Genomic DNA, 25,740 nt, shown 5'->3' with positions numbered 1-25,740 from the left:
GATTGCTGGCAACCCAGTAGGATAATTCTCTAGGGAGAGTCGGCAGGTCTTCTGGTAGCTCCATGTCTTGGTCGGTCAACTTGGCTGAGAGATGCACCACATCTCTCAGCAGTTGTTCAACCTCAGAGGCTAAGCTTCTGAGGTCTTTTTCTGGCGGATGGTCTTCAATCCATTCCACCAAACCGACGCGATAAGGCTTTTCGCGGACGTACTCTAAGACCCTAAACCGCTGCTGCCCCAAGGTCAAGATTTTCATGCGGTCATCGGGAAGACGCTGGAAGTGGATAATTTCAGCGCAGCATCCCACTGCGGCTGGTTTACTTTGAACCGGGTCCCACATCAAAACCCCAAAACGGCGATCGCTCTCCAGAATCGTGTTCATCATGATTCGGTAGCGAAATTCAAAAATATGTAGCGGTAAGGGTCTCCCTGGAAATAGCACCACTTCGGGCAGTGGAAACAGGGGGAGTTCTCGAACTGCAATTGAGGAAGAGGATGCCATTGTCCCTATAGTTGCTGTACGTGCGATTCTTTACTTACTTTAACCGATCTCTTTCCTAGAATTCCAACGACGAAGCCCTTTAGAGGTGGCTCTAAAGGGCTTCGCCGAATGCAGACTCACAAGAGCCTGATTTAAAGTTTGACTTCAATATCGACGCCTGCTGGCAAATCCAGTTTCATCAAAGCGTCAATCGTCTTGGAGGTGGGCTGATAAATGTCAATAATGCGGCGGTGGGTACGAGTTTCAAAGTGTTCCCGCGAATCCTTATCAACGTGAGGCGATCGCAAGAGACAGTATATTTTCTTCCGCGTCGGTAAGGGAATGGGGCCAATAGCTGTTGCCTGTGTCCGGTTTGCAGTATCGACAATCTTTTCGCAAGAGGTGTCAAGCAAACGCCGGTCAAAAGCCTTCAAGCGAATGCGAATTTTTTGCTGCTGGATAGTTGCCATTTTCAGTTGTCCAGGTTCTAATTAGTGGTTATTTGTTAGGTTTTAGTTGTTAGTATGACGGCAGTTTTTTTGCCGTACACGCACAGCTTCGGAGTTTAGCATCTGATTTCAAGGACACAGATAAGGAGCAGAAAAGCATATACTTTCCTGCTCCTTATCTGTTGGTCAAAATCCTATTTCAGGATCTTGGAGACGACACCAGCACCGATGGTGCGACCGCCTTCACGTATAGCGAATCGCATTCCTTGCTCAATTGCGATCGCGTTGATTAACTCAACGGTCATTTTGATGCGGTCTCCCGGCATTACCATCTCGGCATCAGTGCCATCATCCGAGGTGAAAGCTCTGATGGTTCCAGTTACGTCGGTTGTACGCACGTAAAACTGAGGACGATATCCAGCGAAAAACGGTGTTTTCCGACCGCCTTCTTTTTCTTGAAGGATGTAGACTTCAGACTCAAACTGAGTGTGAGGAGTAATTGTACCAGGCTTAGCTAGCACCATACCCCGCTCAATATCTTCCTTCTTCAAACCCCGGAGTAGCACGCCGACGTTATCGCCAGCCATCCCTTCCTCCAAGGTCTTCTGGAACATTTCCACGCCAGTTACTGTTGTGCTGCGAGTGTCTCGAATTCCCACCAGTTCAACAGTTTCCCCAACTCTGACTTTGCCCCGTTCAATCCGACCAGTAGCAACGGTACCGCGACCTGAGATGGAGAATACGTCTTCCACAGCCATCAGGAAGGGCTTATCAATATCCCGCTCTGGAGTAGGAATGTAAGAATCGACCTCATCCATCAACTTGTAGATTTTATCTACCCACTCATTCTCACCCCGTGGGGTCTTAGGATTGGCAGCCATAACATCCAACGCTTGTAGTGCCGAGCCTACAACGATGGGAATATTGTCACCGTCGAAGTCGTAAGAACTCAGCAGTTCCCGGACTTCCAGGTCTACCAGTTCCAACAATTCTTCATCGTCCACCATGTCTTGCTTGTTCAAGAAGACAACTAGCTGGGGAACGCCAACTTGCTTAGCGAGGAGGATGTGTTCCCGCGTCTGAGGCATAGGACCATCTGCCGCCGACACCACCAGAATGGCACCATCCATTTGAGCTGCACCCGTGATCATATTCTTCACATAGTCCGCGTGACCTGGGCAGTCTACGTGGGCATAGTGGCGAGATTCGGTTTCATACTCAACGTGAGCGGTATTGATGGTAATACCGCGAGCCTTTTCCTCCGGCGCTGCATCAATGTCGGCATAACCCTTTGCTTTTGCCCGACCCATTGCTGCCAGGGTCATCGTAATGGCAGCGGTTAAGGTCGTTTTACCGTGGTCAACGTGACCAATCGTGCCGATATTGACGTGGGGTTTAGTGCGTTCAAACTTTGCGCGTGCCATGTATTACGTGTTCCTTTTTCCTTTTTCCTTTGCCAGTTGTCCGTTGTCAGTTGTCAGTTGGCTTTTCTACTGACAACTGACAACTGACTACAGACCAATTTATGTGTTCCCTTTGCTCTTGGCGATGATGGTTTCAGCCACGTTGCGAGGAACTTCTTCGTAATGGCTAAACTCCATCGAGAAGATACCCCGACCTTGAGTCATCGACCGGATATCCGTCGCATAGCCAAACATCTCAGCGAGTGGAACTTTGGCTGTCACCTTAGTAACGCCTTGTTCCGAGTTCATGCCTTCAATTTGACCGCGACGGGAGTTGAGGTTGCCCATCACGTCCCCAAGGAAGTTTTCCGGAGCTTCCACCTCAACTTTCATCATAGGCTCCAACAGCACTGGTGAAGCCTTCATCACAGCTTCTTTAATCGCCATTGAGCCAGCGATTTTGAAAGCCATTTCTGAGGAATCTACATCGTGGTACGATCCATCCACCATCGTTGCCTTCAGGTCAATCACTGGATATCCAGCCACAATACCCGATTCGCAAGCTTCTTTCATCCCTTGTTCTGCTGGACCGATATACTCTTTAGGTACTATACCGCCAACAATTTTGGAGACAAACTCGAAACCAGTCCCCGGCTCTCCAGGCTCTACTTGAATCACGACGTGACCGTACTGACCTTTACCACCACTCTGACGGATAAATTTCCCTTCAGCTTTGACGGGTTTGCGAATGGTTTCGCGGTAAGCAACTTGCGGCGCACCAACGTTAGCTTCTACCTTGAACTCTCGCAGCATTCGATCTACGAGAATTTCTAAGTGCAGTTCGCCCATCCCCGCAATTACTGTCTGGTTGGTTTCTTGGTCAATGTGAACTCGGAACGTCGGGTCTTCTTCTGACAGCGATTGCAGAGCTTTGGAGAGCTTCTCCATATCCTGCTTAGTTTTGGGTTCCACTGCCACGGAGATCACTGGTTCTGGGATAAACAGGGACTCCAGAATCACTGGCGAGTTTTCGTCGCAGATGGTATCGCCTGTATAGGTGTCTTTCAGACCTAAAGCTGCACCTAAGTCACCAGCCCGCATTTCATCTACTTCGATCCGTTCGTCAGCCTTGAGAACGATCAAGCGGGAGATGCGTTCTTTTTTATCCTTGCTTGAGTTGAGGATATAACTGCCCTTTTTGATTACGCCGGAATAGACCCGAATGAACGTCAAGCGTCCATAGGGGTCTGCCATAATCTTGAAAGCTAAAGCAGCCGCTGGTTCTTCATCGCTGGCGTACCTTACTACCTCGGTGCCGTCTGGCAATAGTCCTTGAATTGGGGGAACGTCAATGGGAGCCGGTAGGTAATCTACCACCGCATCCAACAGCAGCTGAACGCCCTTGTTTTTAAAGGCAGAACCGCACAACAGCGGGACAATTTTGCCTGCAATTGTGCCTTTACGCAACGCCATCCGAATTTCTGGTTCGGTTAGTTCTTCGCCTTCCAGGTACTTTTCCGTCAGGACATCATCGGTTTCTGCTACAGATTCGATGAGCTTAGTACGGTACTCTTGGGCTAGCTCCTGAAGGTCTACAGGAATGTCTATTTCCTCAATTTCTTTTCCCTGGTCGTCTTTGTAGAGGTAGGCTCGCATCCGAACTAGGTCTACAATTCCCTGAAAGTCGTTTTCAGCACCGATAGGAATTTGAATGGGGACAGCATTTGCCCGCAGGCGATCGCTTATCTGGCTATAAACTTTATAAAAGTTTGCCCCAGTGCGATCCATTTTATTGATAAAAGCGATCCGAGGCACCTTATACCGATCTGCCTGTCGCCATACAGTCTCAGATTGAGGCTGCACGCCTCCCACCGAGCAGAACACAGCAATCACGCCATCCAACACCCGCATTGAACGTTCTACTTCAATCGTGAAGTCTACGTGACCGGGGGTATCAATGATGTTGATTTGGTGATTCCGCCAGCTCGTGCTAATCGCAGCGGCGGTAATGGTAATACCTCGTTCCCGCTCCTGCTCCATCCAGTCAGTCGTTGCTGTGCCTTCGTGGACTTCGCCAATTTTATGAACGATACCGGAATAAAACAGAATCCGTTCTGTTGTTGTTGTCTTGCCCGCATCAATGTGGGCTGCAATTCCGATGTTGCGTGTTCTCTCTAGCGGGACGGTACGTGCCACAGCTACCTCCTTCATCTGTGCCGCATAGTAGTGTGCTATGCGCTCTATCCGTTTAAAATTGTATACTTTATTTAAGATTTTCAGCTCGTACAGACGCGACCAAAACGGTCACAATAACCGATCTCGCGTCTGTAGTGCTTAGTATCGGTAGTGGGCAAACGCCTTATTCGCTTCAGCCATTCGGTGAGTTTCTTCCCGTTTGCGAATCGCATTCCCCGTCTCATTAGCGGCGTCTAGCAGCTCATTTGCTAGCTTCCCAGCCATTGTGCGACCTGGGCGAGAACGAGCAAATTGAATCAGCCAACGCAGCGCCAGCGCAGTTCCACGGTCAGGGCGGACTTCCATTGGCACCTGGTAGGTGGCACCACCCACTCGACGAGCCTTGACTTCCACCAAGGGGGTTGCATTCCGAACTGCTTTCTCAAAAGTCTCTAGAGGATCTGCTCCAATCCGTTCTTCGATGCTTTTTAGCGCATCGTAGATAATCCCAGTCGCAATAGATTTCTTGCCACTATGCATAATCCGCCGCACCATCATACTGACAAGACGGCTGTTATACATCGAATCAGGGGGAACAGGACGCTTTTTAACAACGGTACGACGAGACATACTAAGCCTTCAATGAATAAAATACAGAATTTTTACGATCCCTCCCAATGTTCGTGCCTGAGATGGGATTTTTTTCAACAAGTCTTTGCGGGTTCTAGAGATCCGCTTGCTACTAAGGTGGAGATTTCGCTCGACGGTGAAACTTTCCCCTACCTACATTGAGGTTTCCCCCAAATGCCAGCAATGGTTGTCTCCTTGGCGCATTAATTTCCCAATTTTTCGTTTTGAGGAACTGAAGCAACCTTCTACGGATTCGGATACATCCTACTGGATTCGCATACACTCGCTTTGAAGGGTATTACTACCGCAACGGGTGCTAATCTACGTGTTTACAACATCTCTGATGCGTCTTTCCGCACGGAATCCAGTAAAAACATACTCAATCCAACTCTACCATCTCTACCGGGGGTTCATCGGCATCCTCTCGAATGGCGAAGGGCAATTGGCACTAGATTCGGGAAGTTTTGAGCAACATTAGCGCTTTGTCTTTTCTGCAAAACGGAAGCCATTGATCGTGACTGTAGAGATGCAGATAGACACTCCGCTTACTTTGCCTTGGGACGTTTCGTACCGTACTTAGAACGACCCTGTCGGCGATCCTTAACCCCAGCCGTATCTAGGGTTCCGCGAATAATATGGTAACGGACTCCGGGCAAGTCCTTAACCCGTCCACCCCGAATCATCACAACCGAGTGTTCTTGCAAATTGTGACCGATGCCAGGGATATATGCCGTTACTTCAAAACCTGAAGTCAAACGGACTCTTGCCACTTTCCGGAGGGCTGAGTTGGGCTTTTTAGGCGTCGTTGTATACACTCTGGTGCAGACTCCGCGACGCTGCGGACAGCTTTTTAGGGCTGGCGACTTGGTTTTCTTGTGTGTACTTAGGCGCTCGTTACGAATGAGCTGCTGGATTGTGGGCATGAGTTACTGGGGTTACTGAATCCTTGCTTGTTCCAAATGCAGACAAATTCTGAGTGTATCATCTGTCTGGGGTTCTGTCAATTTAAAAGGAGCTGGAGATGAAGCTTATGGGGTGGCAGAGTCGGCAAGCGGCTCGTTAATAGAGAAAGAGTTACCGCAACCACAGCTTTCTTTAGCGTTTGGGTTGTGGAAGCGAAACCCGCCCCCCATGAGATCCTCAGAGTAATCTAGAGTGAGACCATTGATGTAGGCTAGGCTTTGAGCATCTACCAATACTTGAATGCCATTGCATTCATACAGTCTATCGTCCGGCTTCACGGCTCGATCAAAGCCAAAAGTATAGGAGATGCCAGAACAACCGCCTGATTGAACTGCTAGACGAAATAATTGAGCGTTGGCGTTTTGACGCTTGGATTGCAGACGCTTAATCTCACTAGCTGCTGCTTTAGTAAGATTGATCGCGGACTGAGGCATGTTTCACAAAGCTTTCATAGAGTGCTGAACCAATGCTACAGCCGGTTACGGTAAAGCTTGTCAATTTTTAAGGGAGAAAATTGAGTCATCAGGGTTCCAGCTTGGTAGTTCTGTTACTTGTGCCTCAGGATGCTTGATTTTTATCACTCCAGTAGATAATAACTTGGTAGCAGAGTATGTTCTTCGTTTCCTGATTAGAAAAAGCAGAACTAGAAGAAACACTGCCATAACCAAGGCATCAAGTTGTTGTCATTCGCAAAAGTTGATATGAATCCTGAAACTCCCTCTTCTGAAAGTATGCCTGAATCTGAAAATCCCTCAGTAGAAGTCAATGTACAAAACGTAGAAGCAACACCTTCGGAGTTCCAAGTGTCGTCTACTGAAGCCTATACTGTACAATTGCGGCAGGTGTGGGCACAAATCACTGGGTTTCTAGAAAAGATGCCAAGTTATGTTGGCAACTTTTTTGCCTCCTACCAGCGATCGCTCGTTACCCTGGGACTACTCCTGGCAGTGTTAGTCACCTTAAGGCTAACAGTGGCTTTGCTGGCAGCGATTCATAGCTTACCGTTGATAGCGCCAACCTTACAGCTCATTGGCATCGGATATACGGCTTGGTTCGTTTATCATTACCTACTGACTGCTGAAAGCCGCAAAGAACTATCTAAAGACCTTCAGACCTTAAAACAGCAAGTTTTGGGCAGAGGAACTTAAGACAAGCCCACAGTCTTCATCTTCGATTCGACTGAATTTGTTTAGCCTGTGCAGGCAGGCTAAGTTTCTTTTAGCCGCACCTGAAGGGGTCAGGTTGGAATATTGACATACGCAAAAGCTGGGTTAGCAAAGGGTGGGCGAAGCGCAGTTGCTCTTGGTAGCAACCTCGGCGACTCCCGCGCCATTCTAGAGGCTGCTCTGGAAACGCTGAACCGAACTCCCGGAATTACTCTGCAAGCCCATTCTAGCTGGTATCAAACTAAGGCTGTAGGACCACCTCAACCAGATTATTTGAATGGTTGTGCCCTGCTGCACGTCCAGATGCAGCCTCAGCAATTGTTAGAGACGCTGTTGGGAATTGAAGCTCAATTTGGTCGCGTCCGTCAAGAGCGCTGGGGGCCGAGAACGCTTGACCTTGATTTATTGCTATTTGATGATGTAATCCTGGATACTCAGGGCGAGGGGATTCCGTCTCTACATCTGCCTCACCCTCGAATGAGAGAAAGAGCGTTTGTGCTGGTGCCTCTAGCAGAAATTGCGCCAGATTGGCTCGATCCAGTTTCCGGATGTGCGATCGCGCAACTCGTTCAGGCTGTAGACTGTTCAGAAGTCCGCCGTTTGTAGTTTCCTATGGCACTGGGTCAAGAACCCCCTGAAGTCCTCAAACAACGCCTGTTCTACCAGGGGCGTAAATTTAATTTTGAAGTCAGCCGTCTGCGCCTCCCGAACCAAGTAGAGGGAGACTGGGAATGTATTCGGCATCCTGGCGGTGCGCTTGCCGTCCCTGTAACCTCAGAAGGGAAGTTGATACTATTGAGGCAGTATCGTTTTGCTGTACAGGGGCGTCTTTTGGAGTTTCCGGCTGGAACCATAGAACCGAATGAAGCTCCAGAGGAGACCATTAAGCGCGAAATTGAAGAAGAAACTGGATATCGCGCTCATAAATGGCAAAATTTAGGTAAATTTGCTTTGGCTCCCGGTTATTCGGATGAATTTATCTACGCCTTTTTAGCGCAAGATTTAGAACGCCTGGAGACACCTCCCAGTCAAGATATTGACGAAGATATTGAAACAATTTTGATGACCCCCCAAGAGTTAGAGCAAGCAATTTTGGCGGGTGAACCAGTAGATGCTAAATCGATTTCTAGCTTTTTTTTGGCGCGTCCGTTTTTGAGTTAGCAGGTTGTTAGAAGAACGAACCGTTCCAGGGCGTTCCTGAACGAAAAGAGTAGTTGATAGAATGATTATTCTTTTTAATAAGTATTTTTTATAGAGATATAAACTATGTTGCTGGAGTTGGCGGTTGGGGATGCTTACGGTGCCGGTTTTGAATATGCGAGTCCGCAGCTAATTGAAGCTTGTAATGATTTGAGCGGATATGTGCAGCATCCCAAGCATAAAATCAAACCAGGTTCCTACACTGATGATACACAGATGAGTCTGGCAATCGCAGAAAGTATCGTTAGTCGAGAACCCTGGACAGCAGAAGTTTTAGCTAATAGTTTTGTTACGGCTTTTAAAAGAGATCCAAGAGAAGGATACGCCGGTAGTTTTTACGATTTTTTACTAGAAATACGTGATGGTGATGAGTTTTTAGCAAAAATTCAGCCAACTAGCGATAAAAGCGGTGCGGCAATGCGTGCCGCGCCAATAGGAGTTTTTCCAACAATTGAGAAAGTAATTGAAGCGGCAACTATTCAGGCAGCAATTACTCACAATACACCGCATGGAATAAATGCAGCGATCTCAGCTGCTTTAATGCCACACTATTTTATTTATAACCTTGGGCAAAAGAAGAATTTAGGGAAGTTTTTAGAATCTCATGTATCTGGTGAATGGTCAAAACCTTGGATGGGAGAGGTAAAGTCAAAAGGTTGGATGAGTGTGAGGGCAGCAATTACTGCTATTGAGAAAAACAATAGCATGAGCGAACTTTTGAAGAATTGTATAAATTATACAGGAGACGTGGATACAGTGGCAGCGATCGCGCTTGCTGCTGGTTCCTGTAGTGAGGAAATTACCCAAGACCTTCCGGTTCATCTTATTGGAAATTTAGAAAATGGTACTTACGGTAGAGATTACATTATTGAGTTAGATAAGCGATTAATGAGTTTGGTAATTTTTTAAACGCAAAGGTACGCAAAGTTAAGAATTATCCTAGGCGTTAAGTTGGCAGTCACTCGCGGGAGTGATACACGCTGTGTTGTCAGCTTTTAAACTGTAAAACATAAGCTAGCTATTTTAAAAGCAAGGATTGAATGTCTGACGTGATTTTGTTTTGGCACCGCCGCGATTTACGCACTTCGGATAATATTGGATTGGCTGCGGCACGGCAGCAGAGTCAAAAGGTGGTAGGGGTTTTCTGCCTCGATCCAAATATTCTGGAAAGGGATGATGTGGCACCTGCAAGAATGGTGTACATGATTGGCAGTTTGCAGTCACTCCAAGAACGCTACGCAAAGGCTGGTAGCCAGTTGTTAATCCTTCATGCCAATCCGACTCAAGCAATCCCAGCTTTGGCGATCGCGCTGAATGCGAAGGCTGTATTCTGGAATTGGGATGTAGAACCGTACTCCAAAGAACGCGATCGCGCGATCGCTGAAGCCCTAAACGAAAAGAGTATTCTTGTCCAAAATAACTGGGATCAGCTATTACACGCACCAGAGGAGATTCGCACGGGTTCTAATCAGCCGTACACGGTTTATACTCCGTTCTGGAAAAATTGGAGTAGTAAACCCAAGGCTAAACCCGCAGCAGAACTCCAAAATGCCGAAGGACTCACACCAGAAGAACAGCAGAAAGCGCGACAAGCTGGTGCGGGTGAACTGCCTACAGCTAAGGATTTGGGATTTATTTGGGAAAATGAACTGGTGAGTGCGCCAGGGGAGAAGGCGGCGCAAGAAAAGCTGGCAGAATTTTGCGCTCAAGCGATCGCAGAATATAAACAACAGCGGAATTTTCCAGCCGTTAGCGGCACGTCTCAACTCAGCGCCGCTTTGAAATTTGGCGTCATCGGCATTCGCACCGTTTGGGATGCCACGCTTCAGGTGTTAGAACACAGCCGCAGCGAGGAAGAAGACACTCATATCCGCACATGGCAACAGGAACTAGCATGGCGAGAGTTCTATCAACACGCGATGTATTGGTTCCCAGAATTAGCCGAGGGTGCCTTCCGCGAAACGCTGAAAAATTTCCCTTACGACAACAATCCAGAATACTTCCAAGCTTGGTGCGAGGGGAAAACCGGCTACCCGATTGTGGATGCAGCAATGCGCCAGATGAATGAAACAGCCTGGATGCACAATCGCTGTCGGATGATTGTTGCCAGTTTTCTCACCAAAGACTTGCTGATCGATCCGCGCTTGGGGGAAAAATACTTCATGCAAAAGCTTTATGATTGGGATCTCTCTGCCAATAATGGCGGCTGGCAGTGGAGTGCTTCTAGCGGTATGGACCCCAAGCCAGTCCGAATTTTTAACCCAGCTTCTCAATCGCAGAAATTCGATCCAGACGGGGAATATATCCGGCAATGGGTGCCAGAACTCAGGTCTGTAAATACAGAATATCTCGTGAGTGGTAATATACCAGCGAATGAGCGCGATCGCTGTAATTATCCCGCCCCGATTGTGGAACACCAGCTACAGCAGCGTCTGTTTAAAGAGCGCTATCAGCAGCAAAAAGAGGCACTAGGGGCTAAAGAGTAAGAGTCCGGTGGACAGTGCCCGTCGTACAAGCGTGCTTTCAATTTCCTAAAGTGTCACAATAACCACAGCCAATTCGGCAATCAAGAAGATGATTTGAGTATTCATCTCTATGGTGGCTGCCGATGTCATCTTCATATGACCGCTCCATCAGCATTAAAGTAACGATTAGCAACTCGCAGCCTCAGCTATTGGAAGGACTGGATGTTTGGCTGCGCTTGGGTTTGATTTCTGAGGCTCAGGTTAGCGATTTAAGTCAAAAATACTTGGTATGTGCGTTACCACAGCTGGCGGCAACGCACATACCAACGCCTCAAGTTACTATATCTTCTGATTCGCAGTTCCTACCAGCAGCTGCTGGTAACAATGCTTCTCGCCAACCTCCCCAGGCGATCCCAGGGATATTGCAGTCGCTGATGGCAGAACTCAGCGTCCGGTGGCTGCTGTTTTTGGGAGTATTCATGGTGGTAGTGTCCTCCGGGGTGCTAGCCGCCACTCAATGGGAAAGATTTCCCGCTGCTGGGCAGTATGGAGTTTTATTCGCGTATACCTTGATTTTCTGGCGGGTAAGCGCTTGGGCGAATCGGCAACCCACTTTGCAATTGACGGCGCAGACGTTGCAAATTGTCACCCTACTGCTAATGCCCGTGAATTTTTGGGCAATGGATAGCTTTGGGTTGTGGCAGAATCTTTTCAATCAGATGGTAGTCGCGATCGCATCTGTTCTGCTGACGGCGATTACTTTCCGATTATTGAAAAATTGGCGATTGGCTGCTTCTGGACGGCTGGGGCTACTAGAAGCGTTGCCAGTATTGAATATTCTGGGACTCAGTTACCTGCATTGGGGCTGGAATTTGTCAGGATTTCCCCTCATCGCCGTTTATCTGGGAATGGTGGGAACGTCCCTCCTCACGTTCTATCAAGTTCGTCACCGACAGCCTGCGGGGGCTATAGAAGAAACGGGAAGATTCGGTATCCAGTTACCAGCAGGGGTGGTGATTTATGCCTTGGTGGTGCTGCTGGTACGAGCAATTTTTATTGTCCAGGTACCTGTGACGCAGTTGGGGTTAGCCCTTGGCATCTGTGGCTGGCTGGTGGCGTGGTTATCGCAGCAGCAACCCGAAACATCCACCCAATCACCCCAATTGCCGTGGGAGAAGGTTGGCGGTAGTTTATTGTGCCTCGGTTGGTTGGTTTCGGTAGCAACAACGGTTCCCTGGCAAGCAACCGCAGTCAGCGGATTGGGTTTGTGGTTTTTCTTCAGCCGATTGCAGCGTTTTTGGCTACAGGTTGATCTGGCAGCATTTTTAGGGATTGGCTTACAGACGATTTGGCTAGTTTGGCGGTTAGTTCCGGCTTCCGTGCAAGAATGGGCGATCGCTACTGGCACTCAACTAACGGCGGAAACTGTCCCTTGGGTGTTGCTGAGCCTGGTTCTATTTCCTTACGTTGTTTTTATCGTCTGGGTGAGCAATTGGCTGCATCAAGCTGCTAAGACCGATTTAGCCACTTTTGGCGAACAACTGGCACTTAGCTTTGGGGCGGTGCTGAGTGTAATTAGTTTAGTAAATCCCACATTGCGATCGCTCAATCTGTTGTTTTCGACAGTGACGCTGGCAATTGTGACACAGCGCCGACTTCCCACTAGGGTCAGTCTGGTGTATTTAACTCACTTGGTGGGGTTGCTGACACTATGCTCTACAATTGACCGCTTTTTCCCCAATCTGTACCAAGAAGTCTGGGCAAGCATTTTGTTGGCTGTGATGGTGGCAGAATGGGCGTTCAGCGTCTTTGCCAAAATGGGGAAACCCCACCCCTACCGTCGGGATGAGGAAACTTTGCCTCTCTCAAGACGCGAAAACCCCGCCCCTACCACACTCTTGTGGCAGCACAGTGCTTGGCACATCGGTTTAGGACTGGCTGGACTAAGTTATCAATTACTGTTAGCGGTTTCCTTATTTAGGGACAGCGATGCCTTTAGCCGTCAGCAGTGGGGCATTTTCTGGCTGATTGCACCCTTGGCTTTAACAGGGGTTGGCAGCCAAACTGCTGGAAAGCGACGCACAGTGGCTAGTTGGTTGAGTGTCGCCAGTTTGGGAATGGCACAAATTCTCACATTCGCGCTACCTGGAGGCAGATTAATTGGCTTAGGAATGGCAACTGGGCTGATGTTGATCAATACGCGCTATTTGCGGCATCTGGCAGCAGCAGCCATTACAGTCGGATTTAGCCTGAGTTTTTTCGGCGTGCTGCTGGGGGATGGCGTGCCCGGAGTGCCGCGCCTTTCGGTACCGGGTTGGTTTTTAGCGGCAGCGATCGCACTGGTGGGTTTATGGCTTGCCAGAAGCTGGCTGATGCGTCGTCATGGGACGTTGGCGGCACTTTATGCACAAGCGGCTGAGGGTTGGGCGATCGCGTTGTGTAGTTTTGAGCTGTTGATGTTAACGCTGCATTCGCTTTTTCTCTACCAAGGGGTTGCTTCTCCCGGCGGGGAATATTTAATTGCTGTTACGTTGACAATTGGGGCGATCGCTTATCGCAGTTGGCAACAACCGAATAATTGGACATTTTATGGACTGGGTTGGGGTTTAGAACTGTTGACAGCCGAGACGTTGGGCTTCTTTGAACACTCGGCGATCAATTTAGCGATCGCCAATATCGCCTTAGGTTTAATCACGCAGTTTTTGGGAGAAGCATGGCGGCGGCGATCACCAATTGAAAGCGTTCCGAATAGTTGGCATATTCTGCCACTACTATACGGCGTGTTGGGGGCACTTTTGCGGTGGGATACTTTTACCAGTTGGACAGGATTGTGTACGCTTGCGATCGCTTTCATTGCAGTTAGAGTTGGCTCCCGACGGCAGGAACTTAAACCTATCCTCTATTTGGGACTTCTTGGAGTATCAATTTCTGCATACGAACTTTTGTTCTACCAACTTTTACAAGCATCGGGTGGAGCTTTTGGCGATGGATTAATTGTCATGTCCGCCCTCGGTACCAGCATCATGTATGCCTATCGCCTGCTATTTCCCTGGCTTCTAAATTACTTACGCCTCACTGCTGAAGAACTGAAAGTAATTGCCCATCTCCATTGGGCTTGGAGCAGTTGCTTACTCATCGCGGCGATTGTTAATCCCATTGAATCTAGCCGACTTCTCGGATTAGGAACTGGCTTGTTTTTAATCCGATATGCGATTTTTCAAGGGCGCAGATTCACCATTCATCCTCCCTTAGAAAACCGGGAAGATTCAGAATCTTTCTTAAAAATAGAGGAGAATTCAGCCCCTCCGTTATCCAGTAGAAAATGGGGAATTAGCATTGCAGAAGTCTGGGTTTATCTAGGTTTATTAGAAGTTGCTGTCATCAGAATCTTTTGGCTTTATACAGCAATTGGACAGTTATGGGCTGGGCCATTAGTTCCTTGGAAAGCACCGATTTCTTGTGTCTGGGCTTATTTTCTCTACATTTTGCCTTGGGAGAAGTGGGGATGGCCCAAAAGACCTTGGCAGCAGGCGGCATATATTCTGCCACTGGTGATGATTTGGGAAACTAGAGTAGAAATTCACCCGATTAGCTTGCTGATAACAGCGGCATTCTATGTCTTTATCGCCAAATTATCCAATCAAATTCGATTTACCTATATCAGCCTGGTGCTGATTAATTGGGCACTTTTTCGTTGGTTTTTAGACTTACAACTTTTCGATTACTTGTGGTACATCATGCCGGTTGGGTTATCCTGGCTGTATGTTGCCCAAGTCGATCCTGATTTGACGCTACCGAGCCACAAACAGACTCGCCACCTACTTCGTTGCCTAGGCGCTGGGGTGATTTGTGGAGCGGCATTTTTGTTGCACCAAGAAACTGGATTGCTACCGGGAATCTTGAGTATTTTATTCATTTTTGCAGGCTTGGCTTTCCGAGTCCGAGCTTTTCTCTACGTCGGTACAGCCACTTTTTTACTGACTGCTTTTTATCAGTTGGTGATTTTTGTTTTCCGTTACTCCTTTTTCAAGTGGGTGATCGGCTTGATAGTCGGCATTAGTTTTATCTCGATTGCCGCTAATTTTGAAACTCGGCGCGATCGCTTTATTGCCCTGGTTCGGCACTGGCTGTCTGAATTGGAACAATGGCAATAATTTCCACTCCTCCAATACCAAAACGATTAAATTTAGCCTCGCTTTGCGGGATCTCTTGGCAAATTTAGACATTTGGTAATTGCGTGGCATAATGAAGTATTTGCTTGCCTTATACGATTTTCACTGTAAATTTACTTGGTTTCAGATGTTAGATCGTCCCTGAGGACAAGCCGCTGGATTGAGGCGCTGCCCTAGTTGGGGCGGGCGTACAGCCTGCAATTTAGCAATATTCAAGAAAACAAGAACAGGAGCGCGAGGCGAACGTGAAGGTTTTGGTTGTTGGCAATGGGGCACGCGAACACGCCCTGGTATGGAAACTGCTGCAATCTCAACGCATTCGGCAGATAGTCTGTGTTCCTGGAAACGGCGGCACAGCTTCTCTGGAGCGTTGTCAGAATCTCCCCTTAAGTGTTGATGATTTTGAGGGGATAGCACGATTTGCCCAAGTGAATAACATCTCGCTGGTGGTCGTCGGACCTGAAGTCCCCCTGGCTTTGGGGATCGCAGATTACTTGCAACGCCAAAATCTCAAAGTGTTTGGTCCCACCAAAGCGGGAGCGCAAATTGAGGCGAGTAAGTCTTGGGCAAAGGATTTGATGCGGGAAGCGGGTATCCCAGCCGCCAGATCGGAGGTTTTTACAGAGCCAGAGGCAGCAAAAGCTTATGTGGCAGCGCAGGGGGCACCCATTGTTGTCAAAGCCGATGGGTTGGCAGCAGGCAAGGGTGTCACGGTAGCGGCAACGGTGGAGGAGGCATACTCCGCGATCGCAGATTTATTCTCCAGTCGAGTCAAAACTGTGGTGATTGAAGAATATTTAGCGGGTCAGGAAGTCTCGGTTTTGGCTCTGTCGGATGGCTTAACCGTTCGCCAGTTGCTACCCGCTCAAGATCACAAACGCATCGGTGAAGGCGATACGGGGGCAAATACGGGCGGTATGGGAGCCTATTGTCCTGCTCCCATCCTGACACCTGCCCTGAGTGCGCGGGTTCAGCAGGAAATTCTGGAGCCGACCGTTGCCGCTCTAAAGGCGAGGGGCATCGACTACCGGGGTGTCCTTTACGCTGGGTTGATGATTACCCCCCAAGGCGATCCCAAAGTTTTGGAATTTAACTGCCGCTTCGGCGATCCGGAAACTCAGGCGATCTTGCCTTTACTCGAAACCCCTCTGGAAGACTTACTGGTTGCCTGCGTTGGACAGAAACTCGCCCAACAGCCGCCCATTGCCTGGAAATCAGGAGCTTCCGCCTGTGTTGTTGTCGCGGCGGAGGGTTATCCAGAAAGCTTTAAAAGGGGTCACGTCATTACCGGCATTGAGCAAGCCGAGACAGCAGGAGCGAATGTGTTTCATGCGGGCACTCAGAAGAAGCAGCAACAAGTGGTGACAGAAGGCGGTCGGGTGTTGGGAGTCACTGCCATTGGAGAGGATTTTGATGCAGCGATCGCTCAAGCCTACGCGGCGATTAATTGCATTGAATTTGAGGGGATGTACTACCGACGGGATATTGGTTATCGCGTCCGCACAGTTGGGAAACTTTAGAATTTAACGTCATGTGCAACTGAAATCCAATCGCTCCTGACTTCTCAGAGCATCTGTAGCCTACACTACAGATGTTTGGAAAGTTGCACATCACGTAAATTTTTAGATTTCTTCAAAATCTCAATCGAGCTGCATCCAAAGATACATGAGAGTTCCAAGTGGAACATGAGAAAATAGAAGTGGATAATATAATTGAGAAACGTTCAAAAATCCACCTCTCTTTGGTGAGAATCCTCTACAATTTTTGATAAATCTCTAGTTTTCACCATTTTTCGTGGCAAATTTACCTTGCTGGCTCTACTAAAAACCCTTCGAGAAGTCATTGCCCATTGGTGGTCTGAGTTTACTCTCCAGACGCGCCTCATGGCGGCTGCTACCTTAGTCGTCTCCTTGGTAATGAGCGGTCTGACCTTCTGGGCAGTGAATACAATTCAGCAGGATGCTCGACTGAATGATACTCGCTTCGGGCGCGACCTGGGTTTGTTGTTGGCGGCGAATGTCGCGCCTCAGATTGCCGAAAACAATCTGACGGAGGTGGCACGCTTTTCTCACCGCTTCTACAGCAGCACCTCCAGCGTGCGCTATATGCTCTACGCCGACAAAACTGGCAAAATCTACTTTGGAATTCCCTTCTCTGAATCCGAGGTGCAAAACTCGCTGACAATTCAGCGTCGGATTCAACTCCCAGAGGATTACGCTGATAATTCCGACTTACCAATGGTGCGGCAGCACCTGAGTCCGGATGGGGAAGTCACTGATGTCTTTGTTCCCCTGATGCACGACGGCAAAAATCTGGGCGTTTTGGCAATTGGGATTAACGCCAATCCGACCGTGGTGGCGTCGTCGCATCTGACACGAGATGTCACGATTGCCGTATTTATTTCCATCTGGGTGATGGTGATTTTGGGGGCTGTTTTTAACGCCTTGACCATCACTCAGCCGATTAAAGAACTTCTCGTTGGCGTCAAAAATATTGCCGCTGGCAACTTTAAGCAACGAGTTGACCTGCCACTCGGAGGAGAACTGGGCGAACTGATTTACAGCTTCAACGAGATGGCAGAACGACTAGAGAGTTATGAAGAGCAAAATATCGAGGAACTGACAGCAGAGAAAGCTAAGCTAGAGACCTTGGTTTCCACTATCGCTGATGGAGCGGTGCTGATCGACACCAATTTTCAGGTGATCTTAGTCAACCCGACAGCGCGACGAATTTTCGGTTGGGATGGCGTTGATGTGGTGGGATCTAATGCGCTGCATTGCCTGCCTTCCCCAGTCAACGTAGAGCTAGCGCGACCGCTGTATCAAATTGCTGCCGGTGAATGCGAAGGCGCAGAGTTTCGAGTGACGCTTTGCCAACCGACGAACCGCACCGTCCGCATTCTCCTAACGACCGTTCTCGACCAGTACCGGGAAACCATCAAGGGAATTGCGATGACGGTACAGGACATTACTCGTGAGGTAGAGCTGAACGAGGCGAAAAGCCACTTTATCAGCAATGTTTCCCACGAATTGAGAACGCCGCTTTTCAACATCAAATCGTTTATTGAAACGCTCCACGAATACGGCGAAGATTTGACTGAAGAGGAACGTCGGGAATTTTTAGAAACCGCTAACCGAGAAACAGACCGCCTGACTCGTTTAGTTAATGATGTTTTGGATTTATCCAGACTAGAATCGCACAAGCGCTACCACTTTGAGCCAGTAGAAATTGCCCAACCTGTGGAGCAAACGCTGCGTACCTACCAGCTAAACGCCCGCGATAAAGGAATTGAACTTATCCAGGAGATTGAACCGGATTTGCCGTCTGTCTGGGGCAACTATGATTTGTTGCTCCAGGTGTTTGCTAACCTGGTCGGCAATGGGCTGAAGTTTACTGAGCCGGGTGGAAGGGTGGCAATTCGCGCCTATTTGCTGGAGTTTAGAGATGAGAGAAGTCGGGATGAAGTCTCCTTGTCCGGAGTCGAGGAACACGGGAGAATTCCTGCCACTGCCAATCCGAAATTAGTGCGGATTGAAATTTCTGATACGGGAATTGGCATCGATACAGAAGACCAAGCGGCAATCTTCGAGCGGTTTTTCCGGGTGGAAAACCGAGTTCATACCCTTGAAGGCACGGGTTTGGGTCTGTCAATTGTTAGAAATATCATTGAGAAGCATCACACCAGGGTTCACTTGGTTAGCGAGGTCGGCGTGGGTACGACTTTCTGGTTCGATTTGACGGTTTTTCAAGAAGCAGCCCCCGTTGAGGAGTTGCCGCTAAAAGAAGCAAAAGCTTCAGAAACCAGTTCGGTTACGGCTAAGGTTGTCTAGATTATTTGGTTGCATAGAAAGCTATCAATAAACTGACGACAATTAGACCGAATAGCAGCAGCAAAGGCTGGTTTCGCTGGCACCAAAGTTGAAGCGAGTGACGCCAGCCGAGACTGTACCGAGCGGCACTCATCTGCTGAGATTGTTGAGAGCGATCGCTATACATCGTACATTCTTTGGCGTAAGGACGCTTGGAAAAGGTACAGGTATCATCTTCGTGGTAAGTGCAGGTGTCGCACAGAAATTCCTCCCCAGTGGCTCGATGCAGGGGAATGCCAGGATGACCATAGGCTTTTAGCTCGGTTCGGCAATAAGGACAGGTCGTTACCTGGGCATTGATGGGTTGATGGCACTTAGGACAATTGGGCATGGATAGCAGCACGGTAATTCTGGGTCTGTATCCGGTCAGCAAGTCGGATGGAAAAACCTCTAGATCCAGTTTAAGCTTGGGGAAACTTTCGGATTTGATATTCTGCTAACTGAATAATTGGAAAAGTCTCTCCCATCGCTTGGACAAACTGCTGCTCAATTTCTTCCAGGCGTTCTGGCGGAACAGATTTCCACTCCTCCGGCGTCGCCCAGCGAATTACTAAAATCACCTCTGTTGGCTCGTTCGGGTTGAGCCAAACTTCTTTACCCAAAAAACCCGGACATCTGCCAAGGAAAGCCGTCCAGATTTCGCCATCTTTCTGAATGTATTTTTCCCGCAGTTCGGGGGCGACTCTCACCTGAAGCCACTCAATTACCATGAGTCGGAGTATAAGCTGCTTTGAAGTTGTAAATAGACCATTCAATCATCCATCAGACAGAGCGATTTTGCCACGAGCAAAGCCTGGAAGATGGGCGACAGTTGTTGAGAGAATGTCACAAAATAGAACTGTAGGCGAAAAATCGGTAAGATTTTAGCACCGCTTTATGATACAAGTTTAGCCGCTCAAAGTCGCGGCGGAGTGACAGGAAGGGAAAATGGATAATAACAACTGGCTCAAGCAGCTACTAATGATGGGTGTGGGTACTACGTCTTTGGTAGCCGACAAAATCCGCGAAGTGAGCGATGAATGGGTCAAGGAAGGCAAGATCAATCCCGATCAAGCCAAGGGGATGGTGGATGATTTGATGCAGCAGCTCAAGTCAGATCAGGGGAACTTGGAGGTTCAGATGCAACGGCAAATGCGGAATATGTTGCAGGATTTGGGGGTTCCTCGCCAGTCGGAAATGGATGAACTGCGGGGACGCATCGACCGGCTGGAACGTCAGGTGCGTGACATGGAAAATAAGCTCTGGCGGTAAGTAAAGCTGATAGGATTGAGAATCTAGTTGGACAATCAATTTTAGATTTGGGATTGGGAATTGGGGATTGAATCGAAAATTCTTTCAATCTAAAATCTAAAGTTTTGAGGTCTTAGAGGTACGGAGAACGGATGCATGAGAGAAATTCTAATCAGCGTTGGGGTCATGTTTACCTGCGTGTTGCTCCTGATTTTTGCTCAAGTTACCAGCAGCAATCAAGGAGATGCAAAAGCAGCTGAACTAACCAAAACTGAAACCGCAGTTGTGGCAAAAACTCCCAGTAACGATCCTACTGCTGATATTACAAGGCTTATGACGATGAATACCAACCCAGGAAGTGATGAAACTGCCAGTGGCGAAGTGAAGACAACGCCTTCTGGTCTTAAGTACATTGAGTTAAAGGAAGGCGATGGGGCAACTCCTAAAACGGGTCAAACGGTGGTAGTGCATTACACTGGCACTTTAGAGGATGGCACAAAGTTTGATAGTTCGCGCGATCGCAAGCAACCCTTCCAGTTCAAACTCGGCGTTGGACAAGTCATCAAAGGCTGGGACGAAGGACTCAGCACTATGAAAGTCGGCGGACGCCGCCAGTTAATTATCCCTCCTGAATTGGGATATGGTTCTCGTGGTGCTGGTGGAGTCATTCCTCCCAACGCCACTCTAATTTTTGACGTAGAATTGTTGAAAGTTAGCTAACTAAATCCTAAATTTTTAGAACCCCGATTTTTCCAATAAATCGGGGTTTTTTTTAGCATCTTTTAGTTGGTTCAATCATCCGCGATTGGAAGAAGCCAAATTACGAAAGCGCGTAAATTGCGGATCAAATAATAGTCTCACAGTTCCTGTCGGGCCATTGCGATGTTTGGCAATAATAATCTCTGCAATGCCTCGGTCAGGAGTGTCATTGTTATAATATTCATCCCGATAAAGCATGATGATTAAGTCGGCATCTTGCTCAATACTTCCACTTTCACGTAAATCTGACATCATCGGGCGCTTGTTGTTACGGGCTTCGACGCCGCGACTGAGCTGGGATAAGGCAATAATCGGAACATTGAGTTCGCGGGCTAAACCTTTGAGACTTCGCGTCATTTTCGACAATTCTTGCACCCGATTGTCACCGCCCCCCTCCATTAATTGCAAGTAATCCAAGAGAATTAATCCCAACTGTCCATGCTGTTCTGCCTGGAGACGACGAGCTTGCGATCGCATCTGCATCACCGTCATGTTGGGCGTGTCGTCAATGTAGATTGGTATCTCCGAGAGGGTGCCGAGGGCGTGCGAGAGGGGTTCCCACTCATTTTGACTAATTCGCCCAGCCCGCAGGCGATTACTTTCAATTCCTGCCTCGCTAGCCAGCATCCGCTGCACCAGCTGTTCTTTGGACATTTCCAGGCTAAAAACAGCGACTGGCAATTTCTGAAATTCAGCGATATTTCGAGCAATATTCAAACATATAGCCGTTTTACCCATAGACGGTCTTCCCGCCACGATAATCAAGTCAGAACGCTGAAAACCACCAGTCATCGCGTCGAGGTCATAGAAGCCACAGGGAAGACCGGGGAGGGCGAGATCCTGATGGCGGATTTCAATATCCTGAAACGTATTGATTAGGGTGTCGGAAATGGGCACCAGACCTTGCTGAGGGCGATCTTGGGTGAGGCTAAAAACTTTCTGTTCCGCCTGGTCGAAAATCGTTTCCAGCTCCGTAGCTGTCTCATAACCCAACTGAGAAATCTCGCCGCCTGCCTGAATTAACTTCCGACGCAGGTACTTATCCATTACCAGTGCCGCATACTGGTCGATGTTGACGGCGGACACGGTGCGATCTACCAGTTGGGCGAACTTACTCTGTCCCCCCACCTTGTCAAGTTCGCCCCTGTCGTACAGCCAAGTAGTGACGCTCATCAAATCTGTGGGTTTTCCTTGACTGCTCAAGGCAAGGGCAGCGCGATAGATTGCCTTGTGAGCGTTAATCGAAAAGGCGTTTGGCTGGAGGAGATCGGCAACCCGACCGATGGCTTCCGGATCTAGTAAAATACCTCCCAAAATACTTTCTTCGGCCTCAATGTTTTGGGGGGGTAAGCGATTCGCCAAGGACGACATCGCTTCGTTACCGCTTTTGCCTTGGAAATTCAGTTCGTGAGCCATAACAAGGTCGTTCTCACAAAGATCGGACCACGAGTATGATAATGGGGGTTAAGCGATCGCACTCCTGCTTCACTCAACCCCCTTCCCTGGCAGGAAAATATAGGTCAAACCGTAGTGTTATGCGACTCAAGTTTTCAGGCGAGGCACTACGATTAGCTGGGCACAACCTGAATTTGCACAACCGCCGTAATTTCAGGGTGTAGCTTGATCTCTGCCTTGTAGGTGCCCGTCTCACCAATATCGGGAAGACTGATTACCCGGCGATCGATTTCCTTCCCAGTGGCTTGGAGAATGGCTGTCACCACTTCTGCGCTCGTGACGGTACCGAAAATGGCATTTTCTTCACCCACCTGCTTGGCGATGGTGTAGCTGCCCACGGATTCTATGGCAGTCTTCAGCTCAAGGCTCTGCTGTTTTTCTTCCAATAGGCGCAGCCGCTCTTTTTCTTTGCGCCGTTCGACTTGCTTGAGCAAGCCGGGAGTGGCAGGAATCCCCAGTTTTTGGGGAATTAGATAATTTCGAGCATAGCCGGGAGCGACTTCAACCAAGTCACCGCTTTTTCCTAGCTTGCTGACATCTTGATTCAAAACTAATTGCACGCGCTTCGCCATAGTTTTTTTTCTGCTACAGACAAAAGAAGATTAATCATGGGGTAGAACACTCCATACTACGAAAATATGTTGAGCGATCGCAATATAAAATCTGAATTCAGCGAATGCCTAGCTGTTTGCAGGGGTGCAGAATGCTAAAATCGATCTTTCATCCCCCGCAGCCGCGCAAAAGTCTGCACGGGATCAAGGCTATTCACCGCTGATTGCAGCGTCGGAGTGTCCCAGCGCAAAAATGGATTCGTGCGCTTTTCCACTCCCAACCGCGATGGTACCGTCGCCTCCAAACGACTGCGGGCGTCTTTGACTTCAGCATAGCGGGATTGTAAATCTGGGTTTCCCCCATCGACGGTGAGAGCAAATTGGAGGTTCTTCAGGGTGTACTCGTGGGCGCACCAGACGCGGGTATTATCGGGTAAAGCCCTGAGCTTGCTCAAGCTTGACACCATCTGACTGGGTGAGCCTTCAAACAGCCTGCCACAGCCACCAGCAAATATGGTGTCACCACAGAATAAATCGCCCGTCTCCTCAGCGGTTGCTGGCGGGAAGTAGTAAGCAATGTGGGCGAGGGTATGTCCGGGAACGAAGAAAACTTCACCAATTCTACCGGCAAACTCGACGCGATCGCCCTCCTGCAAAAACACCTGTTGTCCCGGAATTCTACCTTTGTCCTCAGCCCCGCCGTACACGCAGACATCCGGAAAGCGTTCCATCAGCTGCCGATTTCCGCCCACATGATCGCTATGATGGTGAGTATTGAAAATTGCCACCAACTGCACATCAATTTCTTGCAAGCGTTGCAGTACCGGCTGAGCTTCAGCAGGATCTACAACCGCTGCTATCTTCTGAGTCGAGTCATACAGCAAAAAGATGTAGTTGTCAGAAAGTACCGGAAGTCGGTCAACCTGCATTTACCACTGCCTCTGTAAGCGAGTGTCCTGATGGGACAGAACTTTATCATTTCTTAACATTATTCTTACAGAAACTTTAGACAAATGCCAACGACCGGCAAACAGATAATCTTAAATAGACAGTAAGCACCAGCAATAATCGGCGAAAATTGAGGAGTAACCAACGGCCTATGGCATGGACACGAGAACGCCAATCAAACCTACAGAATCAACAAATGGTAGACCGTATCCTTTCAGCCGGTCAATTGACCCGAAGCGAGTATCTGCATCTGACAACGGCTATCCTTTCTGATTACCTAGTGACAGACGAAGAACGTCGCCAGCTTAATCGCATCTTTGACAATATCCAAACGGGTCACCTAAAGTTTGTTGACTAGACCTTCTTCAATCCCTTTCCTAGCAGCAGGGGATGACGAACAGACACCTAACCCCTGCTGGCTGATTTATTTACGATTTGCTCTTTCTGCCGTACACCCATCCCACTTTTCTCTTGATGTTCCAGATTCACCGATTATACTAATGAAGAATGAAGTCGGTCTCTAGAGAGCATTAACTTAGTTTTTTCAACTAAACGTGTACTATTACTCGCTCAATCTATGTTCAACTATCTAAACTAACTTAAAATTTGTGGATTTCCAGCAAGACAAAAAATTAAAGATTTCATTAGTTGTTAGCGACCTATCGGTTAGTGGGGCAGGCAGATGGGGTGGAGCTGTCCGCACATTTTTGCTATATGAAGCCTTAACGAAACTCAACCATGAAGTAAAAATTTTTGGTTTTGTTTTTGGCGACGAATCACCAGAAGTCTCTCAATCGAAAATACCAATTGTTGCCATCCCTTGCGCCTATCATTCAGGCTTTATAAAAGCTGCTCAAAAACTTCTAAAACAAATTGATGGAGATATTATATACGCAGTAAAGCTGAAACCTACAAGCTTTGGATTATCTATCATCAAGAAGCTAACAGCTCGTCGTCCCGTTATTTTAGATATAGATGACTGGGAACTCAGTTGGCATGGAGGCGAACAATGGAAATATCGTCCCAGTTTAAAACAATTTTATCGGGATACTTTGAAGCCTGATGGGGCATTAAGATATCCAGATCACCCTCTTTATTTGAAGTGGTTAGAAAGCTTGGTATCTTATGCAGATACGATTACATTACACACTCAGTTCTTGAAAGAACGCTTCGGAGGTGTGTATTTACCGAATGGTAAAGATACTACTCTTTTCGATCCCAGCCAATTCGATTCCGAGGCAAGTAGAATCCGTTATGGTCTGGCAGGTTACCGTATTTTAATGTTTCCGGGAGCGCCACGACCGTATAAAGGTCTTGAAGATGTCTTAGCGGCACTAGATGTGCTGAATCAGCCAGACCTTAGACTCGTGATTGTTGGGGGAAGTCCATACGATGCCTACGATAATCAATTGATGCAACAGTGGGAGCGTTGGATTATCAAACTACCAAAATATCCAGTTTCAGAAATGCCTGCTGTGGTAGCCGCAGCCCACATTGTGGTTGTTCCCCAACGAGATACCCCTGCCGCGCAGGCTCAGTTCCCGCTCAAACTAACAGATGGTATGGCAATGGCAAAGCCAATTTTGTCTACCTACGTTGGCGATATTCCAGAGATTTTAGGCGGCACAGGTTATCTAGTTACTCCCGAATCTCCAGAAGAAATTGCTGAAAAAATACAATGGATATTCGAGCATTTAGATGAAGCAAATCAGCAGGGCATGAAAGCAAGAGAAAGATGTATAAACCACTATAGCACTGATACAATGGCAGCTATACTATCGGATGTGATTAAAGATTTGCAACTAGCTGGAAAAGTTTAAATTA

The 25,740-nt window shown here is 48.2% G+C and carries 25 protein-coding genes; 13 read left to right on the top strand and 12 right to left on the bottom strand.

The genetic code is table 11. The annotated features are described in order from the left end of the window. The 5 genes from ACFW2W_RS03720 to rpsG all read right to left on the bottom strand — a co-directional run. A partial coding sequence (locus ACFW2W_RS03720) for an LON peptidase substrate-binding domain-containing protein (protein WP_378173492.1) occupies nucleotides 1-502 on the bottom strand: 502 nt, incomplete at its 3' end. Between the two features lie 131 nt (nucleotides 503-633). Next, a complete protein-coding gene (rpsJ, locus tag ACFW2W_RS03715) occupies nucleotides 634-951 on the bottom strand; it encodes a 30S ribosomal protein S10 (RefSeq protein ID WP_190415403.1) in 318 nt (105 codons plus the stop codon). A 173-nt stretch (nucleotides 952-1,124) separates the two neighbouring features. After that, nucleotides 1,125-2,354: an elongation factor Tu gene (gene tuf / locus ACFW2W_RS03710; protein ID WP_378173489.1), complete on the bottom strand. Its 1,230-nt coding sequence runs from the start codon at nucleotides 2,352-2,354 to the stop codon at nucleotides 1,125-1,127. Nucleotides 2,355-2,453: 99 nt separating this feature from the next. Continuing rightward, nucleotides 2,454-4,529 (bottom strand): elongation factor G, encoded by a 2,076-nt coding sequence (fusA, locus tag ACFW2W_RS03705; protein WP_378173486.1) that lies wholly within the window; start codon nucleotides 4,527-4,529, stop codon nucleotides 2,454-2,456. A gap of 138 nt (nucleotides 4,530-4,667) precedes the next feature. Then, nucleotides 4,668-5,138, bottom strand: coding sequence for a 30S ribosomal protein S7 (gene rpsG / locus ACFW2W_RS03700; protein WP_190814731.1), 471 nt, complete (start codon nucleotides 5,136-5,138; stop codon nucleotides 4,668-4,670). Between the two features lie 343 nt (nucleotides 5,139-5,481). Between rpsG and ACFW2W_RS03695 the strand changes: the two genes are divergently transcribed. Further along, nucleotides 5,482-5,616 carry a hypothetical protein gene (locus ACFW2W_RS03695; protein ID WP_378173482.1) on the top strand — a complete coding sequence of 45 codons (135 nt, stop codon included), beginning with the start codon at nucleotides 5,482-5,484 and terminating at the stop codon, nucleotides 5,614-5,616. Between the two features lie 67 nt (nucleotides 5,617-5,683). On the opposite strand, the gene rpsL is transcribed toward ACFW2W_RS03695, so the two are convergent. Further along, nucleotides 5,684-6,061 (bottom strand): 30S ribosomal protein S12, encoded by a 378-nt coding sequence (gene rpsL / locus ACFW2W_RS03690; protein ID WP_378173479.1) that lies wholly within the window; start codon nucleotides 6,059-6,061, stop codon nucleotides 5,684-5,686. A 105-nt stretch (nucleotides 6,062-6,166) separates the two neighbouring features. Continuing rightward, entirely contained in the window at nucleotides 6,167-6,535 is a 369-nt protein-coding gene (locus ACFW2W_RS03685) for a HesB/IscA family protein (RefSeq protein ID WP_378173477.1), read from the bottom strand. 267 nt (nucleotides 6,536-6,802) lie between these two features. Between ACFW2W_RS03685 and ACFW2W_RS03680 the strand changes: the two genes are divergently transcribed. The 8 genes from ACFW2W_RS03680 to nblS all read left to right on the top strand — a co-directional run bounded on the left by ACFW2W_RS03680 (nucleotide 6,803) and on the right by nblS (nucleotide 18,934). Then, the gene (locus ACFW2W_RS03680) at nucleotides 6,803-7,249 is read left to right on the top strand and encodes a CAAD domain-containing protein (protein WP_378173474.1); all 447 of its coding nucleotides are present in this window, start codon (nucleotides 6,803-6,805) and stop codon (nucleotides 7,247-7,249) included. A 102-nt stretch (nucleotides 7,250-7,351) separates the two neighbouring features. Continuing rightward, complete coding sequence (folK, locus tag ACFW2W_RS03675) at nucleotides 7,352-7,873, top strand: 2-amino-4-hydroxy-6-hydroxymethyldihydropteridine diphosphokinase (RefSeq protein ID WP_378173471.1); 522 nt, start codon at nucleotides 7,352-7,354, stop codon at nucleotides 7,871-7,873. A gap of 6 nt (nucleotides 7,874-7,879) precedes the next feature. Next, on the top strand, nucleotides 7,880-8,428 hold the full coding sequence (locus tag ACFW2W_RS03670) for an NUDIX hydrolase (protein ID WP_378173469.1): 549 nt from the start codon (nucleotides 7,880-7,882) through the stop codon (nucleotides 8,426-8,428). A 105-nt stretch (nucleotides 8,429-8,533) separates the two neighbouring features. Beyond that, nucleotides 8,534-9,376: an ADP-ribosylglycohydrolase family protein gene (locus ACFW2W_RS03665; protein WP_378173466.1), complete on the top strand. Its 843-nt coding sequence runs from the start codon at nucleotides 8,534-8,536 to the stop codon at nucleotides 9,374-9,376. Nucleotides 9,377-9,507: 131 nt separating this feature from the next. Next, nucleotides 9,508-10,953: a cryptochrome/photolyase family protein gene (locus ACFW2W_RS03660; protein ID WP_378173463.1), complete on the top strand. Its 1,446-nt coding sequence runs from the start codon at nucleotides 9,508-9,510 to the stop codon at nucleotides 10,951-10,953. A gap of 122 nt (nucleotides 10,954-11,075) precedes the next feature. Next, nucleotides 11,076-15,086, top strand: coding sequence for a DUF2157 domain-containing protein (locus ACFW2W_RS03655; protein ID WP_378173460.1), 4,011 nt, complete (start codon nucleotides 11,076-11,078; stop codon nucleotides 15,084-15,086). 263 nt (nucleotides 15,087-15,349) lie between these two features. Next, complete coding sequence (purD, locus tag ACFW2W_RS03650) at nucleotides 15,350-16,624, top strand: phosphoribosylamine--glycine ligase (protein ID WP_378173458.1); 1,275 nt, start codon at nucleotides 15,350-15,352, stop codon at nucleotides 16,622-16,624. Nucleotides 16,625-16,912: 288 nt separating this feature from the next. Next, nucleotides 16,913-18,934, top strand: coding sequence for a two-component system sensor histidine kinase NblS (gene nblS, locus ACFW2W_RS03645; RefSeq protein ID WP_378173455.1), 2,022 nt, complete (start codon nucleotides 16,913-16,915; stop codon nucleotides 18,932-18,934). A 1-nt stretch (nucleotide 18,935) separates the two neighbouring features. Here the strand turns inward: nblS and ACFW2W_RS03640 are convergent, their stop codons facing one another. Both ACFW2W_RS03640 and ACFW2W_RS03635 read right to left on the bottom strand, forming a co-directional pair. After that, nucleotides 18,936-19,304, bottom strand: a complete 369-nt coding sequence (locus ACFW2W_RS03640) for a zinc ribbon domain-containing protein (RefSeq protein WP_378173453.1) — start codon at nucleotides 19,302-19,304, stop codon at nucleotides 18,936-18,938. Nucleotides 19,305-19,374: 70 nt separating this feature from the next. Next, nucleotides 19,375-19,683, bottom strand: a complete 309-nt coding sequence (locus ACFW2W_RS03635; protein WP_378173450.1) for a TIGR03792 family protein — start codon at nucleotides 19,681-19,683, stop codon at nucleotides 19,375-19,377. A gap of 217 nt (nucleotides 19,684-19,900) precedes the next feature. Here ACFW2W_RS03635 and ACFW2W_RS03630 point away from each other — a divergent pair, with 217 nt between their 5' ends. Both ACFW2W_RS03630 and ACFW2W_RS03625 read left to right on the top strand, forming a co-directional pair. After that, nucleotides 19,901-20,224 (top strand): phasin family protein, encoded by a 324-nt coding sequence (locus ACFW2W_RS03630; RefSeq protein ID WP_378173447.1) that lies wholly within the window; start codon nucleotides 19,901-19,903, stop codon nucleotides 20,222-20,224. A 135-nt stretch (nucleotides 20,225-20,359) separates the two neighbouring features. Then, entirely contained in the window at nucleotides 20,360-20,923 is a 564-nt protein-coding gene (locus ACFW2W_RS03625; RefSeq protein WP_378173445.1) for an FKBP-type peptidyl-prolyl cis-trans isomerase, read from the top strand. A gap of 75 nt (nucleotides 20,924-20,998) precedes the next feature. Here the strand turns inward: ACFW2W_RS03625 and dnaB are convergent, their stop codons facing one another. From dnaB to gloB, 3 genes are all read right to left on the bottom strand, one after another. After that, nucleotides 20,999-22,378 (bottom strand): replicative DNA helicase, encoded by a 1,380-nt coding sequence (dnaB, locus tag ACFW2W_RS03620; RefSeq protein ID WP_378173442.1) that lies wholly within the window; start codon nucleotides 22,376-22,378, stop codon nucleotides 20,999-21,001. Nucleotides 22,379-22,530: 152 nt separating this feature from the next. Then, nucleotides 22,531-22,989, bottom strand: a complete 459-nt coding sequence (rplI, locus tag ACFW2W_RS03615) for a 50S ribosomal protein L9 (RefSeq protein ID WP_378173440.1) — start codon at nucleotides 22,987-22,989, stop codon at nucleotides 22,531-22,533. Nucleotides 22,990-23,123: 134 nt separating this feature from the next. Further along, on the bottom strand, nucleotides 23,124-23,897 hold the full coding sequence (gloB, locus tag ACFW2W_RS03610) for a hydroxyacylglutathione hydrolase (RefSeq protein WP_378173437.1): 774 nt from the start codon (nucleotides 23,895-23,897) through the stop codon (nucleotides 23,124-23,126). Between the two features lie 170 nt (nucleotides 23,898-24,067). Between gloB and ACFW2W_RS03605 the strand changes: the two genes are divergently transcribed. Further along, a complete protein-coding gene (locus ACFW2W_RS03605; RefSeq protein ID WP_378173435.1) occupies nucleotides 24,068-24,274 on the top strand; it encodes a hypothetical protein in 207 nt (68 codons plus the stop codon). 250 nt (nucleotides 24,275-24,524) lie between these two features. Further along, nucleotides 24,525-25,736 (top strand): glycosyltransferase family 4 protein, encoded by a 1,212-nt coding sequence (locus ACFW2W_RS03600; RefSeq protein WP_378173432.1) that lies wholly within the window; start codon nucleotides 24,525-24,527, stop codon nucleotides 25,734-25,736. The last annotated feature ends 4 nt before the right edge of the window (nucleotides 25,737-25,740 follow it).

The organism is Coleofasciculus sp. H7-2 (assembly GCF_042747725.1).
Lineage (GTDB): Bacteria > Cyanobacteriota > Cyanobacteriia > Cyanobacteriales > FACHB-T130 > FACHB-T130.
This window is presented reverse-complemented; position numbering and strand designations above follow the sequence as displayed.